Source organism: Pseudoalteromonas sp. T1lg76 (genome assembly GCF_002964725.1).
Lineage (GTDB): Bacteria > Pseudomonadota > Gammaproteobacteria > Enterobacterales > Alteromonadaceae > Pseudoalteromonas.
The window spans coordinates 74,800-90,689 of sequence record NZ_PQCE01000003.1; the positions used below are offsets into that span (position 1 = coordinate 74,800).

Annotated in this window: 9 protein-coding genes and 1 pseudogene; 7 read left to right on the forward strand and 3 right to left on the reverse strand. The window is 50.9% G+C overall.

What is annotated here, in order from left to right; all coding sequences use genetic code 11:
* Positions 1-5: 5 nt before the first annotated feature.
* Genes rsxC through nth form a run of 5 tightly spaced genes read left to right on the forward strand, consistent with a single transcriptional unit; the run spans position 6 to position 5,516 of the window.
* Positions 6-2,453, forward strand: coding sequence for an electron transport complex subunit RsxC (rsxC, locus tag C2M35_RS00905; protein ID WP_105264416.1), 2,448 nt, complete (start codon positions 6-8; stop codon positions 2,451-2,453).
* A complete protein-coding gene (gene rsxD / locus C2M35_RS00910; RefSeq protein WP_105200616.1) occupies positions 2,450-3,508 on the forward strand; it encodes an electron transport complex subunit RsxD in 1,059 nt (352 codons plus the stop codon). The genes rsxC and rsxD overlap by 4 nt, the downstream gene beginning before the upstream one ends.
* Positions 3,505-4,143 carry an electron transport complex subunit RsxG gene (gene rsxG / locus C2M35_RS00915; RefSeq protein WP_105264412.1) on the forward strand — a complete coding sequence of 213 codons (639 nt, stop codon included), beginning with the start codon at positions 3,505-3,507 and terminating at the stop codon, positions 4,141-4,143. Before rsxD ends, rsxG begins: the two co-directional genes overlap by 4 nt.
* Positions 4,143-4,844 (forward strand): electron transport complex subunit E, encoded by a 702-nt coding sequence (locus tag C2M35_RS00920; RefSeq protein WP_105200618.1) that lies wholly within the window; start codon positions 4,143-4,145, stop codon positions 4,842-4,844. The genes rsxG and C2M35_RS00920 overlap by 1 nt, the downstream gene beginning before the upstream one ends.
* Positions 4,845-4,883: 39 nt before the next feature.
* Positions 4,884-5,516 carry an endonuclease III gene (gene nth / locus C2M35_RS00925; RefSeq protein WP_105200619.1) on the forward strand — a complete coding sequence of 211 codons (633 nt, stop codon included), beginning with the start codon at positions 4,884-4,886 and terminating at the stop codon, positions 5,514-5,516.
* 41 nt (positions 5,517-5,557) lie between these two features.
* Here the strand turns inward: nth and C2M35_RS00930 are convergent, their stop codons facing one another.
* Complete coding sequence (locus tag C2M35_RS00930; RefSeq protein ID WP_105264413.1) at positions 5,558-6,385, reverse strand: MipA/OmpV family protein; 828 nt, start codon at positions 6,383-6,385, stop codon at positions 5,558-5,560.
* A gap of 200 nt (positions 6,386-6,585) precedes the next feature.
* Here C2M35_RS00930 and C2M35_RS00935 point away from each other — a divergent pair.
* Positions 6,586-6,830, forward strand: a pseudogene (locus C2M35_RS00935) (endonuclease III); the annotation flags it as partial.
* A 43-nt stretch (positions 6,831-6,873) separates the two neighbouring features.
* Here C2M35_RS00935 and C2M35_RS00940 read toward each other — a convergent pair.
* Positions 6,874-7,521 (reverse strand): response regulator, encoded by a 648-nt coding sequence (locus C2M35_RS00940; protein ID WP_105200622.1) that lies wholly within the window; start codon positions 7,519-7,521, stop codon positions 6,874-6,876.
* A complete protein-coding gene (locus tag C2M35_RS00945) occupies positions 7,518-10,595 on the reverse strand; it encodes a ligand-binding sensor domain-containing protein (RefSeq protein WP_158677887.1) in 3,078 nt (1,025 codons plus the stop codon). The genes C2M35_RS00940 and C2M35_RS00945 overlap by 4 nt, the downstream gene beginning before the upstream one ends.
* A 193-nt stretch (positions 10,596-10,788) precedes the next feature.
* On the opposite strand from C2M35_RS00945, the gene C2M35_RS15895 reads away from it, so the two are divergent.
* Positions 10,789-15,890, forward strand: a 5,102-nt coding sequence (locus C2M35_RS15895; RefSeq protein ID WP_105264415.1) for a S8 family serine peptidase, incomplete at its 3' end; no start/stop codon positions are given.

Below are 15,890 nucleotides of genomic sequence, written 5' to 3' on the forward strand. Positions count from 1 at the left end.
CAGTGTTGGACTCTTTATTAGCTCGTATTAGTCGCGGACAACTTTGGCCAAGCCCAGGTGGCGTTCACCCGGCGGTAAACAAAAGCCAGTCAAATTCGTTGCCTATCCATATTCTGCCGCTGCCGCCGCGCCTGGTGCTGCCGGTAAAACAGCATATAGGGGCGCAAGGACACCTGCTGGTGAATGTCCATGAGCAGGTGCTTAAAGGCCAGGCATTAACCAAGCCTCATGCCAACTGGTCGGTGCCCGTGCATGCGCCAACCTCTGGGCGAATCGTCGATATTACTCCTATGCCCTCGGCACACCCGTCGGCATTGCCGGAGCTCAGCATTATTATTGAGCCCGATGGCGAAGACCGTTGGTGCGAGCTAGTGCCCCACCCTAATTACCGCGAGCTGACTGCCGAGCGTTTAATCGACATACTGCATTTTGCCGGTATTTCCGGCATGGGTGGCGCAGGCTTCCCAACCTATATTAAGGCTTCGACCAAGCAGCAAATCGAGGTGCTGATCATCAACGGCGCCGAGTGCGAACCCTATATCAGCGCCGATGATGTGCTGATGCAGGCGCACAGCGACGAAATCGTGCGCGGTATTGAAGTACTGCGCCATCTGTTACAGCCCAAGATCACCCTGATCGCTATCGAAGACGATAAGCCCAAGGCAATAGCGGCCATGGAGCAAGCCTGTGCCAGCATTGAAGATATGCAGGTGCGCGCCATCCCCACCAAGTACCCATCCGGCGGGGAAAAACAGCTGATCCAGATCCTAACGTCAAAAGAAGTGCCCGCCGGCGGCATTCCCGCCGATATTGGCGTGCTGGTGCAAAACATAGGTACCATGTACGCGGTGCAACAGGCGGTTGAGCTGGGTAAGCCACTGATTGAGCGTGTGGTCACAGTTACCGGTGACACCCTGGCCGAGCAGCGCAATGTTTGGGCCTTGCTGGGAACCGAGGTCAAACACCTATTGGCGCAACAAGACTTTACTCCGGAGCCGATGCAAAGGGTGATTATGGGCGGCCCCATGATGGGCTTTACCCTGCCCACGGTACGTATTCCCGTGGTGAAAACCACAAACTGTATCCTGGCGCCAAGTGAAGCCGAGATGCCATTCCCGGGTGAAGAGCGTGCCTGCATTCGCTGTAGCGCCTGCGCCGATGCCTGCCCGGCTTCCTTGTTGCCGCAACAGTTGCAATGGTTCGCCAAGACCAAGGAATACAAAAAGCTCGAAGAGCACAAGCTATTCGACTGTATCGAATGCGGTGCCTGCGCCTATGTCTGCCCCAGCGAAATCCCACTGGTGCAGTATTATCGCGTGGCCAAAGCGGAAATTCGCGAACAGCAGATTGAACAAATTAAATCGGACCGTGCCAAGGAGCGCTTTGAAGCCCGTAAGGAGCGCTTAGAACGCGAACAAGAAGAACGTCGCAATCGCCATAAGCGTCCTAGTCGCAGCAAAGAGCAAGACACGCAAAGCAAAGAAAAGGTGGCCGAAGCCCTGGCTCGGGTTAAAAGCAAGCAAGCCGATAAAGGCGCTGACAAAGACAAGGTCGCCGCCGCCATTGCCCGTGCTAAAGCGAAAAAGGCTGGCGAACAGCTTGAACCGGACAACAGCGAAGTAGCGCAGGAGCGCGCCGCCCGTAAAGAGCAGGCACGCTTGTATAAAGAGCAAAAGCAACAAGCGGATACTACCGAGCCGGACGCAGCGGACGATAAAAAAGCCGCGGTAGCCGCTGCCATAGCTCGTGCCAAAGCGAAAAAAGCAGCCCAGGCTGCAGAAACTGAGGCGCCAGCGCAGGACGATAAAAAAGCCGCGGTAGCCGCTGCCATAGCTCGCGCCAAAGCGAAAAAAGCGGCGCAAGCCGAAGATGCTGACGCACCGGCACAAGACGATAAGAAGGCTGCAGTAGCCGCCGCAATTGCCCGTGCTAAAGCGAAAAAGGCCGCACAGGCAGCCGAAGCCGATGAAGCACAGGTAGAGACAAACGATGACGCAAACTCGGCCACAGCACCACAGTCCGAGGAAGATAAAAAGAAAGCCGCCGTCGCCGCTGCCATAGCTCGTGCCAAAGCGAAGAAAGCGGCCCAGGCTGCAGACGCCGCTAAAACCGAGACTGCTCAGGGCGAAGCTACTCAGGACAAGCCTAACGAAGAAGCGACAGCCTTTGATGCGCAATCTTCGGCGGAAGATAAAAAGAAAGCGGCGGTTGCGGCAGCCATAGCTCGCGCCAAAGCGAAAAAAGCGGCCCAAGCTGCAGACGCCGCTAAAGCCGAGACTGCTCAAGGCGAAGCTACTCAGGACAAGCCTAACGAAGGAGCGAAAGCCCTTGATGCGCAATCTTCGGCGGAAGATAAAAAGAAAGCGGCGGTTGCGGCAGCCATAGCTCGTGCCAAAGCGAAAAAAGCGGCGCGCGATGCCCAAAATAAACCAGATCAAGAGGATCCATCATGAATCTCAATATGATGAGTTCACCTTATAAGCACAGCCATAAATCGCTCACGAGTGTGATGATGTTAGTGGCCCTGGCTGCGGTGCCGGGAATATTGGCGCAGTGCTACTTTTTCGGCGCTGGGGTGCTGATCCAGCTGGCATTGGCCCTGGTGTGTGTCACCCTGTTTGAAGCCGGTGTGCTGTATTTGCGCGGCCGTAAAATTTGGCACACCCTGCAAGACGGCAGCGCCTGGTTGACCGGACTGTTATTGGCGGTAAGTATTCCTCCCTTGGCGCCCTGGTGGGTGATAGTGATCGGCACTTTCTTCGCCATCGTCTTTGTTAAACAGCTTTATGGTGGCTTGGGTGGCAACCTATTTAACCCGGCTATGGCGGGCTATGTCTTGCTGCTGGTGTCTTTCCCTGTGCAAATGACCTCTTGGTTACCGCCGGCAGAATTGATGCATCATCAGGTTGGTTTGCTCGATGAGCTAAGTATGATTTTCAGCAACTATAGCCAATCTGGATACAGTTTGGAGCAACTGCGCTCCAACGTCGATGGCATTACCATGGCCACCCCCTTGGATACCCTGCGCACCGATGTCAGCCATGGTTTGACCGTGGCCGAGAGCATGACAAAGCCTGTTTTTACCGAGACCGCCGGCTTGGGTTGGCAATGGGTTAACGCCGCTTATTTACTTGGTGGCTTATTTTTACTGCAACAGCGGGTGATCAATTGGCATATTCCCGTGGCCATGCTCGCAGCCTTATCCCTGTGTGCCAGCATCGGCTATATCTTCGATTCAGGCAATCAGCCCGGCTTAGCATTCCACTTACTCAGTGGCGCCACCATGCTGGGCGCCTTCTTTATCGCCACGGATCCGGTATCGGCATCTACTACCAATCGTGGCCGCCTGATTTATGGCGCCGCCATTGGCGTGATCGTTTACCTGATCCGCAGTTTCGGTGGCTACCCGGATGCGGTGGCTTTTGCCGTGTTACTGATGAATATGGCAGTGCCGCTGATTGACCATTACACCCAACCGCGCACCTATGGCCATGGAGCAAAATCATGATCCTCTCATCTATGGGAAAAAATGGCGCCATTTTGACCGCCTTTGCGCTGCTCACCACAGGTGCTGTGACCCTGGTCCAGCAATTCACCGCACCTAAAATTGCCATTCAAGAGAAAAAACAGCTACAGGGGCTGCTGCATCAAGTACTTCCCGAGTCTGCCTATGACAACGAATTGTATCTGGATTGCACTCAGATAAGCAGCCAGGAGCTGGGCCCACAGCCTAGCTATACCGTCTACCGGGCCCGACAGCAAGGCGAGGTGGTGGCCTTGGTGATGCAAAGCACGGCACCGAATGGCTACAGCGGCAATATCGAGCTGCTCAGCGCCATCTACCCCGACGGTACGGTAGCGGGCGTGCGGGTTACCAAACACAACGAAACGCCCGGCCTTGGCGATAAGATAGAAGCCAAACGCAGCGAGTGGATCAACAGCTTTAGCACCCAACAGGTGCGCAGCCAGGATGACAGACGCTGGGCGGTGAAAAAAGACGGCGGCACCTTTGATCAGTTTACCGGGGCCACCATAACCCCGCGCGCCGTGGTCGGTGCGGTAAAAAATACCGTGATCTATGCGCAGCGTAATTTCAATACCCTGGCCCAGGCAGAGAATAGCTGCAACCCGGGAGAGTCATAATGAGCGATTTCAAAACCCTTTTTAAAGACGGTGTCTGGGCCAATAACCCGGCCCTGGTTCAGCTGCTTGGCCTGTGCCCGTTGCTGGCGGTGAGCAGCACCATCACCAATGCCCTAGGCCTTGGCCTTGCCACCCTGCTGGTCTTGGTGGGCTCGAATGTCACCGTGTCCCTGGTACGTAACTGGGTGCCTAAAGACATACGTATTCCCGTATTTGTGATGATCATTGCCGCCTTTGTAACCATTATTCAATTGCTGATGAATGCCTTTACCTTCGGCCTGTATCAATCACTGGGTATTTTTATTCCCTTGATCGTGACCAACTGCGCCATTATTGGTCGCGCCGAGGCATTCGCCTCAAAAAATAGCCCCCTGCTCAGCGCCTGGGATGGCTTGATGATGGGTTTTGGCTTTGCCCTTATTCTTTGCGTATTGGGCGCCATGCGCGAATTGATTGGCCAAGGCACCTTGTTTGACGGTGCCGATTTACTCCTTGGCCCTTGGGCTCAAAGCCTGCGCCTGGACATCATTCATTTTGATAATCAATTTTTACTGGCTATTTTGCCGCCCGGTGCCTTTATCGGTTTGGGCTTACTAATTGCCGCTAAAAACCTCATTGACGCGCAATTAAAGGCAAAGCAACTGGCACCGGATGCCGAGCAGGTAAAAGGGCCACGGGCTCGGGTTACCAGCTTAGACTAGCGTCCACGCGAAACTGTATAAAAATAACAAGGGCAGAAAATGAATAAAGAAAAACGCCGCCTGATTTTAGAGCGCTTACGCGAAGCCAATCCGCACCCGGAAACCGAACTTGAATACAGCTCGCCGTTTGAGCTGCTGGTTGCCGTTACCTTGTCTGCGCAGGCTACGGACGTGGGCGTTAACAAAGCCACCCGCAAGCTTTTTCCGCGTGCAAATACGCCTCAAGCGATTCTTGATTTAGGCCTCGAAGAGCTGCGCGAAGCCATTAAAACCATCGGCCTGTTTAACTCCAAAGCCAATAACGTCTACAAGATGTGCCAAATTCTGGTGGAGCAGCATGGCGGCGAAGTACCGGAAAATCGCGAGGCCTTAGAAGCCCTTCCAGGCGTAGGCAGAAAAACCGCTAACGTGGTCCTTAATACAGCTTTCGGCTGGCCAACCATAGCCGTCGATACCCATATCTTCCGCGTCTCTAATCGCACTAAATTTGCCATGGGCAAAGACGTGGTAGCGGTTGAACAAAAGCTGGAAAAAGTGGTGCCCAAAGAGTTTAAGGTCGATGTGCACCACTGGCTTATTCTCCATGGCCGTTACACCTGTGTGGCGCGTAAACCGCGCTGTGGCAGCTGTATTATCGAAGACCTATGTGAATTTAAGGATAAGACCGAGTGACCATAGGCTGCTTTTAGTGATACGTCCCAAGCTTGAGCTGGCTAAAACGTGTAAATGACACTTAGACCTACCTCAGCTTCATAATTATTGCGAGCGATTGGGCTATCTTTAACTTCACTACTATAGTATTCAAAAAGTGCTTCACCATATATCTGCCAGTGCTTATTGATATTATGTCGGTAATTATAATCAACACCAACCGAACGTATTCCTCCGCTTAGGTTGGTTTCTGCCAGGCCTGATGCAGCCGATTGTTTTGCATCTATACCAAAACCTTTGTTAGCGTAATCGCTGTCATGAACAACTACAACCAAATTAATCTCTGAACCCGTGCCATCAACTTGCTCCCCAAAGCGGCGACCCACGCCAAATAAACCTAAACTTCCCTCATCACTTGCCACCACACGGCCTACTAACCAATATCGCCAGTCGGAGGTGAATGAGCGGCGTGCTTGAAACACTAGTTCAAAGCTTTCATCTTGGTCACCAAGACCGTCAAGTCTACCATCATCCGAGTCACCTTCTTCTCGTCCTTCATCAAAACCAACCGAGGCATCTAGCAGCCAGTTTTCAGCAACAAGACTTCGCCAACCAAGTGCTTCTCCTGCAAAGTAATATATGTGGTTACCGTCTCGCCACTGCACAGCACCAGCAGGTTGGATTTCAAATCCAAATTCGTCTGACCCTTCGTACGCAGACTCATATTCAACACCTAACCCGAGTCCTAACGCCCACCCATCTTCCCCTCGGGTAAAGTCATCTACCGAGGGTAAAGGCACTAAAGCGGGTTTGTTGTCTTGTGCTATTGCTGTATTAAAGAGGGGCAGTTGTATTAGCAAGGCCAAAAGTAAGCTTTTAATATTTTTCATTTGGTTACCCTGTATAAGTGCTGGTAGATATACTTAGTAACCTTAGTTTACGCGTGGGCTCAGTGAAAGGTTCACATATTCTCGTTTTATGTTTTAAAGTTATACCGACCTATTATCACAGACTAAACTTACCTTTCGCTATTGGCACAGAACAGCTATCGATAGTTAAACATACTTTTACATCTACCCTTTTTATCCTTTTTTGCTGGCCGACCATAGCCATGGAAACCCATATCTTTGCGTTTCAAACCGTACCAAGTTCGCCATGGGCAAAGACGTGGTGGCGGTTGAGCAAAAGCTAGAAAAACTGGTGCCCAAAGAGTTTAAGGCCGATATGCACCACTGGCTTATTCTCCATGGCCGTTACACCTGTGTGACGCGTAAACCGCACTGTGGCAGCGGTATTATTGAAGATTTGTGCGAGTTTAAGGATAAGACGGAATAGCTGAATAAAGAGCGCAGCAGCGGCAATCGCCAGACCCTTTTCACTAATCCAGCTCGGTTAGACCTAAACTGATCGCCGCTTTAATCAAGCCGGCAAGATCATGAATGCCTAGCCTGTTCATAATTGAGCTGCGGTGAGCCTCAACGGTTTTTAAACTGACATTGAGTTCGCTGGCGATGTACTTGGACGAGTGCCCTTCCGCCACCAGCTGCAATACCTGCCTTTGCCGCGGTGTAAGCAGCTCTTCTTGCTCCGCATCCATGTACTCTAAAACATCGTCCACGGCCTGGGCACAAATGCCTTTTGATAAATAGCGCTCATGCTTCATCACCGTATTTATGGCCACCAGCAACTCTTCAAAGGCAGAGTCTTTCAACACATAGCCGTTGGCCCCGTTAAGCCAGGCTCGGGCAACATACTTTGGCCAGTGATGCATGGAGAGCATGATTACTTTGCCCTTGAATCCCGCCTTTCGCGCACTGGCGACCACATCCAACCCATTCATCGTTGGCAAGGTTACATCCAGCAGGGCTAATGCCGGTTGCTGTTCGAGTATCAACGCCAACGCGCCATCACCGGACCCGGTTTCTAGCACGGGAACATCTGGGAATTGTTGTTGAATCAAGCTCTTTAAACCCGAGCGCACCAATTCATGGTCATCAGCCATGATCAAGCTTTCTATCGCTGTCATTGTAATGGGATCCTTGCTTTGATTTTACAGCCTTGGTGGCGCCCCGCGTTGATAGTTAAATCGCCTTTAACCTGGTATAAGCGCTCGCGCATCCCCAGTAAGCCAAGATGCTTGCCGCTGCGAATGCATTGCTCAATGTCTTTTAGCTCAATGCCGACGCCATTATCGGCCACCGTCAGCACCAGGTGCTCTCGCACCCGTGTCGCACTCACCTCTATGGTACTGGCATTGGCGTGCTTTAAGGCATTATTCACCGCCTCTTGAATCACCCTGAAGGCCAGCTCACCATGGTGGTTAATGCTTGACTCCAGATCAGGCTGTAAATACACACAGAGCCGTGTGTTGGTTCGCTTTTGTAGCTCTATAAAGTATCTGTCCAAGGCCGCAAACAGCCCTAATTCATCAAGCATGGGGGGTCGCAGGGACTGGGTTAAGTCACGGGTTTGGCTGATAATTTTATCAAGCAAGGACACGCTGCCCGCGACTTGAGCACACAAGTCGGGGCTTTGCTGTTGCAAGTTAAGCATTTGCAGACCGAGTTTGCACGCCGTCAGGTTTTGCCCTATTTCATCATGCAACTCCCGGGAGATGTGCTGTCTTTCTTGCTCCTTTGCCTGCTGCTTTAACGCTTGCAAACGCAATAAATCCTGATTGCGCTGATGCAACCTTTGGGTGCGCATTTTGTGCCACCACCACATGGTTACAAGCGCCCCACAGACTAGGATTACAACGAACCAGGGTGTTTGCCACCAGTGTGGGTTTACCTTCACAAGCAGGGGCTTGCTGTACTGCCATCGGCCGGTGAAGTCCCGGCTACGAACCTGGATTTGATAACTTCCCGCAGACAAATGATGCAGCAAGAATTGCTGGGTTGCACCAATGGCTTGCCAGGCTTCATGGGCACTGAGTCGATACTCATATTCTTTCGTGCCTACGCCATAATCCAACAAGGCAAAATCGAGTTCGATGATGCTTCTTGGGCCCACCGACAAAGAACTATCTGTGGTGAACTTCAACGTCTTATCTTCTTGCTTCACCTTTGCATTTAAAAGCAGCGAATGTTCAACGTCTGCAGGCATTTTTGTATGCTTGTTAATTCGTATCACGCCCTCGAGCCCACCGAAAAAAAGCGCATCCTCGTTTTGAGCGCTGGCGTGGGCATTAAACTGGGGGGTGCCTACCAACTCATCGATTGGATAATTGACAACATCATCACGACTTGGGTTTAGCCGTGAAAGTCCCTTGGCGGTGGCCAGCCAAACACTGCCATCACTGTCTTCCTCAACGGCTAAAATAATGTTTGAGTTTAAGCCCTGCTCCTCGGTGACCTTGTGTAGGCTGGTACTTGAGCTCGTATTGGTTAGCTCAAAGACTCCCCCACCGCGTGTTGCAAACATGATGTTGCCATTACTCAACTTAGCGATTGCTGTTACATTAAAATGTGATGCACTGCCACTGAGTGAGTCCAGGTGTTCACATTTTAGGGGCTTTATCTCACAGCGACTGAGGCCATTGGAGCGGGTACCCACCCAGAGATAGCGCCCATCTCTTTGCAGCGTCGTGACATAGTCGCCGCTGAGTCCCGAGTTAGGCATTTCATGCTCGTTGAAGCCTATCAAGAGCTGAGATTTTCCCGACCAAAGCATCAAGCCTAAACCACCACTGCCAAACCAGACATCGCCCTTGTCGTCTATGTGTAAGGCATTCACATAGCCAATCTCTGTATGGCGATAGCGAGCAATTTTCAGCAACTGCTCGGTATTCAAATCGATAGCCCATAACCCGACCGTGGTGCCCAAATAAAGCCTATTTCGCTCGGTATCAAACTCGACCGCCAGGATGCCAACCTTGGTTATCTCTGGGTATTGCTCTCGTAGACGCTGGAACCGAGAGGCGGATATCCCTTGAACACTTCCTTGGTCCATTCTCACCAATGACTCATCGCCTTGGGTTACCATCAAGCCAGCACCAAAGCTACCGAATATAGGGTCTCCATTGGCAACAATATCCACACTGGTGATATTGGTCAGATCGCCCATCACATCCGTGCGCATTAGCCGTGCATCAAGGTCGTTATAGTTAATTCTTGAGCTGTACAGGCCTTTACTTAAAGTGGCTATAAACAGCTGAGATTCGTATAGGGCCAAACTATAAATGGGCACCGCGGGCGTCTGCAGACGGGAACCCAACTCGCTCGGATTAGCGGCGCTCAGTGAAGCCGTTTGAATATCATAGACGAAGACACCGTCATTGAGTGTCGAGACAAAGACTTTACTCTCATCTAACGCCAAGTCGGTCACGGTTCCAAGCTCTTGTCCTGGTTCAGACGACAGGGTCACCGGCTCTAGTTGCTTATTGACGTAGTGATAGCGATACAAGCCGGTACGAGTAGCGAATAGGAACAGCTCTGACGACAATTGTCTGACTGCAAACACCCCATCACTGTTTTTAAATGTGGTGTAACGACTCAACCAGATTTGTTCAAAGTTATCCTGCTCGGGGTTATAGACAGACACCCCTCCGCCTAAGGTCGCGACCCATACCCTTTGGCTATCATCGACAAATAATGAATAACCGTAGTTAGCGGAAACACTCTGAGGATCAGTTGCTTTATGAAAATACCGCGTAAACGTACCACTTTGAATATCAAAAAGATTTAGGCCGTTTTGTGTGCTCACCCAGGCGCGGTCCTTGCCAACGAAGGCGACATCATAAACGGAGTCATTGGACAAAGAATTCGGCGAAGATGTTTGCCTAAAGCGCTGCACCGAGCCCGTTTTTGGGTCAAAGATATTGAGCCCACCCGAGTTCGTGGCTATCCATATATTGTCCGACATATCAACGGTCAATGAGCGTATATCATCGTCGGACAAGCCATCCTCAGAAGAAATATGCTGCAGTCGACTACCATCATAACGATACAGCCCCTCACGAGAGGCCAACCACATCACTCCTTGGCTATCGAATTCAATATCGATTATTGAACCCAGATCAATGCCAACATGATGAAAACTTAGACTCGCAAAAGCACTTTGAACACTCAGTGCAATGACAAAAAATGCAACAAACTTCAATATTTTTTCTACAAATAAAACAATCGAGAAACAATACCTCGCCCATGGATTCAGGGTCAAGAGGCTAAATTCGGTACATTTCATACTAGGGTTTCCCCTAATACCCTCCTGAAAACCAAGTTGTTATAACCCTTATAAGTGAATGCTTATTCACCACCAACTAGAACAATCCTCTAATCAACAGGATGGAAATATGAAACGTCATAACAAGGTGTTTGCTAAAACAGCTTTAGCTACCTTAACGGCAATGTATGTAGCGAGCCTTGGTGCTACTACCTTGCCTTCAGCGCCAAATTCGGCATTAAAAGTAGATAAAATCGAATTTAACTCTCAAGCCATTGCAGCTCGTATGGAAGCGCAAAAGGCCAATATTGAAGAGCCATCACTGCTTCAGGGCAATGGTCGTAATGTGATGATTCGGCCACCACAAAAATTTGTTGCTGGGCCTGATGATGCCCCGTCGCATACTTATTTAATTCGCCTTCGCGATACGCCGGCAGCCTTGCATAAAGAGCTTCAGCAAGACGGCTCACAAACCGCTTTATTCGCAGCCAATACGCTTGGCGCCCGCCAGCAAAACCCACTGGCTAAGCCTGAAGTAGCGAACTACATTGACTCGTTGAAACAAAAACAAACAAGTTTCGTTTCAAGCGTTAAGCGCCAAACCGGTATCAATATCGCGGTCGAGCATAGTTTTCAAATTGCTATCAATGGTATTGCCTCACACTTAAGCACCGCCGATGCAGAGCGCCTTTCGAAGCTGCCAGAAGTTGCCAGTGTACGCGCGGTACAAACCTATGATCTGCTGACAGATACCAGCCACGGACGCATTGGCACAAAAGAAGCATGGGCGAACACTCAGTATGGCTCGAGCACGGGCCTAAAGGGTGAAGGCATGCTCGTTGGCGTGGTTGATACGGGTATTAATCCAGAACACCCTATGTTCCAAGCCACGGGCGATGACGGCTATACCGTAATGAACCCACTGGGCAGTGGCAACTACCTTCACGATTGTAAAATCGACGGCTATGAAGACCTGTGTAATGACAAACTTATCGGTATTTGGTCACACCCAGATATTACCTCGGCGTACAGCGACCCTGAAGCTGGGCCTTACGGTGAAACTCGCCCTGAAGTGGGCTTGGACTTCAATGGCCACGGCTCCCACACCGCAAGTACCGCGGCGGGGAATATTGTCTATAACGTAAAACATAAACTGCCTGCTCTGGCTGCTACCTCACAGGGCATCGAGACAGGTATTACGTTGGACCAGGTATCCGGTGTGGCCCCTCATGCCAACATTATTTCATACCAGGCCTGTTTACCCGGTCAGGTCGGTGCCTTGGATAAATACATCGGCTGTCCGACCGTACCCCTGGTTGCCGCAATTGAACAAGCGATCATTGATGGCGTAGACGTTATCAACTACTCGATCTCCGGTGGTTGGGATCCCCACAACGACGACGTAGAGCTGGCCTTCTTAGCCGCTCATGAAGCGGGCATAAACGTGTCGGCCTCTGCCGGTAACGCCGGAACCTATGGCTCCGTGCAGCACGTCTCTCCTTGGGTACTATCCGTAGGCTCAACACAAACGGGCCGTTCGTTTTCCATCGCCCAATCATCTCGCGCTATCAACCTAGAGGGAGGCATTACTCCTCCTCGCAGCTGGCGTACAGATATCTACGGGACATTCTTAAGTGACATTACAGGCCCTGTGGTACTGGCCTCGGATTATGGCAACGAATTCTGTGAACAGCCCTTTACCAACACCTTTACCAATGGTGAAATCGTGTTCTGCGCCCGCTCAGATAGCAGCAGTGAAAATGGCGCCCTAGCCGACAAAGTAAAACATGCTAAAGACGCAGGTGCTGCGGCTGTAGTTGTTTACAACACTGAGTCATCGAACGCCAACATGCACTATACCTTGGAAACCGACATTCCACTTGGCATGACACCTCTAAGCAACGCTAACGAATTTGTCGCCTGGTTGAGCGAAGGCACGGATCATCGCTTAACGATCCCTAAATCAAATAACACCATTAAGCATAACGAAAACATGGTCGATGCCATGTCTATGTTCAGCTCTATCGGTCATGCTGCGGTGCCCCAATACCGTGAAGCTACGGCGCCGGGTATTGCCGCTCCGGGTTCGGATATCCTTGCCGCAGACACCACAGATCAACCGTTTACTTATGGTGCTCAGGTTGCGATTGGCTCAATTGGACCGGCAGATTACGGCGTTAAAAGTGGTACTTCAATGGCCAGCCCGCATATTGCTGGGGCTATGACGCTAGTGCGTCAAGCACATCCCGAGTGGTCCCCTTCCGAGGTGATGTCAGCCATTCAGCTCACCGCCAACGATGATGTAAAAAATGCGTTGGGCCGCTATGACAACATTCACCCTTGGTTCCATGGCTCGGGTATTGCGCAAGTTGATAAAGCAATCAATGCCGGCCTCATCATGCACGTGCCGGTTGAGCACTATCAGCTTACGAACCCATATGGTGGTGGTAACTTAGGTGCATTAAACACCCCTAATATGGTGGACGAACGCTGTTTCTATCGCTGCAACTGGATCCGAGAAGTCACGGCAACGGTCGATGGCACCTGGGATGTCAGCACGATTACCGATGAATACAGCGTCCATGTCGATGTTGAGCCAAAACAATTCACCCTGAAAAAAGGTGAGACGCAGCGCTTGTCGATCACGGGCAGCTGGCAAAATGCTCAAAGTATTACCGACAGTGCCCGTGGTGCCACGGTATTTGGTAAGGTGCAGTTAATTGCTCAAGACCCTGCCGTGCCTGTGTCGCAATTGAATGTGGAAATGTCTCTGGACAGCGGTAAGCTGCCTGAGATCGTTGAATTTACTTCGCACACGGATGCGCCCACCTTCCGTTTGGATAACCAGCCACTTGGTAAAGCCACGGCGCCACAGGTGACTGTGTATGAGCCGGTGCAAGCGAATATCGAAGAGCTATTGCTTAAAGAGCTGCCAAATGGCAATGGCTCTGAAATGTTCCAAGCAAAACAGGATACGTCCAGTGAAACGCTGCACGTTTCTTGGGTGGATGTACCCGAAGACGCGGTGCGCTTTATCGCCGAGCATGTCAGCTCTGGCCCGGCAACGGTTGAAGACGAGCGTAACGCAGACAAAGGTAATATCAGTATTTACGTCGGTATCGACGCTAATGGCGACAACCAGGTTCAATACGACGATGAAGTTATCTGTAAGTCTACGGTTAAAAACACCGAAGTGACCGAGTTCTGTAATATTCCTTACCCGGAAGCAGGAAAATACTGGGTTGTGTGGGAAGAAAACAACCAGAATCGCTACTACTGGCAAGGCAAAGAAGATGCCTGGTTCCCGCACAAGGTAGCAACTGCCGTGGTGCTTGGTAACAAGGCTGAGAATGCCGAAGGCTCGGTCAGTGCCGTGACTGACTCTGACGTACTGTCAGATATTACCGTTAAATTTAACGACTTTGAGCAGCAAACAGGTGAGCGCCATTACGGTGCCATTGAGCTGGGCTCGGACAGCCAAAACCCGGATAACCTTGGTTTAGTATCGATCAACGTTAATCGCGGTGATGATGTGGTCAGCTTCCATAGCGATAAAGCGCGGGCTATTGCCGGTGATAAAATCGCCTTCGAACTTGATGTGTTGCCGAATGTTTCTGGCGGCGACCGTACCTTCAATATCAGTGCTGAGTTGCCAGAGGGCTTGACCCTGGATGAGGTGTATCTATCAAACAATGGCTTCATCACTGGCGAAGTAGCGATTGAGGGCAATAGCTTTGTGGTCTCTGGCGTGCAAAACAACAGCCAAGGCCGCAAGTCCATGTACCATATCACCGACTCCATTACCGATCAGTCATGTAAGACGCCGGTAGGAAACGGTGGCTATATCGACCTGCTCTCTTACGGTATTCAACCTGAGCCCAGCGCCCCGGTTATTCCATTGGACGGCGCATGGCAAATCCCCTTCTCGACACTCTTTACCGATAAAGAAAAAGACGAGCAATTTGCGCTGTTTCACAACTATGAGTTTGGTAATGCGTCAGATAGCCTCTACATTCACCCAACCGGTGCAATCGACTTTGATGGCGCAGTCACATTGAGCTACCGCTTTGCCGCTGACAACTTTAACAGTCCGGCGCAATTGATGGGGGCATTCTGGTATAACCGCTTCCACCCTGTGATGGCTAAAGAAATGGCGTGGGGCGCACCTTACCAAGTGAACGATGCTGAGGGTAACGCCCTGCCCGAAAGTGAGGTCGCAGGTATTACGGTTACTCGACTTGTCGACCCAGGTACGGGCTCAGGTACGCACGTAGTCGTTGAGTGGGACAACCTGCAACATATGCAAGGTAAAAATGGCTGTGATTACTTCAGTTGCGGTCTTGATTTTGAGTATGAACCACTCGAAGGCAATGATATGCGAGTGGATGCCCAGGCAATTATTGCCCGTGGCTACGACCACTCCCCAGGTGCCTATGAGGTTATTTACGCCTATGACAACCTGCACTTTGAAGATTGGAACGGTAACGGCACGGGTATCCAAGCCGGTCTAGGTGTGATGGAATTTGCTTCTGCCGGTATTCGTGGCTTCCGCGGCCCAATGGACCAGCGTTCGCCCTTCTATGGTTGGACAAACCAAAGTATCGTTCCTTGGGATGACAACTATGGCTTACTTGATGAATATCTTAAAGACGACATGGTTGTGTGCCTTGATTACGATGGCCCGGAAGTGACCGCGTTCAAAGTACACATAGTTGCCAGCTCAAATGCAAACTCAATTGGTCAAGACTTTGATGTAACAGTGAATGCTGACATCGAAGGTGAACCTATGATGGCAATGAGCAAAACGATTAGTTTCCCATCGAATATCACTTTGTTCTCTATCGACGATGTAACGACGATGGAAGAGCAAACGGTGAGCGGTATTCGTGTCGACTATATGGATAATGACAATGTCTCTAACACCATTTCCGTTAGCGGTGAAGGCTTTACAGCCACAGTAAATGGCCACCAAAGCGGTTCAACCATAGATATTACCCCTAATCCGGATTTCAGTGGTGAAACGCAAGTAACGGTGAAAGTGAGCGATAACAACTACCCAACGGATGCTATGAGCACTACATTTATGCTCAATGTTGAGGCCGTCAATGACGCGCCGACGGCACAGGCAAGTGCAAACAGCACGCAAGTTGTTGAAGGCGCGAGCATCACCTTGTCCGCTGACGCAGCCGATGTGGATGGTGATGAATTGTCTTACCTGTGGGAAGGTCCTGG

What these genes read in the sequence shown, in the direction of transcription:
- rsxD (WP_105200616.1), top strand. Translation starts at nt 2,450, where the DNA reads ATGAATCTCAATATGATGAGTTCACCTTATAAGCACAGCCATAAATCG.
- rsxG (WP_105264412.1), top strand. Translation starts at nt 3,505, where the DNA reads ATGATCCTCTCATCTATGGGAAAAAATGGCGCCATTTTGACCGCCTTT.
- C2M35_RS00920 (WP_105200618.1), top strand. Translation starts at nt 4,143, where the DNA reads ATGAGCGATTTCAAAACCCTTTTTAAAGACGGTGTCTGGGCCAATAAC.
- nth (WP_105200619.1), top strand. Translation starts at nt 4,884, where the DNA reads ATGAATAAAGAAAAACGCCGCCTGATTTTAGAGCGCTTACGCGAAGCC.
- C2M35_RS00930 (WP_105264413.1), bottom strand. Translation starts at nt 6,385, where the DNA reads ATGAAAAATATTAAAAGCTTACTTTTGGCCTTGCTAATACAACTGCCC.
- C2M35_RS00940 (WP_105200622.1), bottom strand. Translation starts at nt 7,521, where the DNA reads ATGACAGCGATAGAAAGCTTGATCATGGCTGATGACCATGAATTGGTG.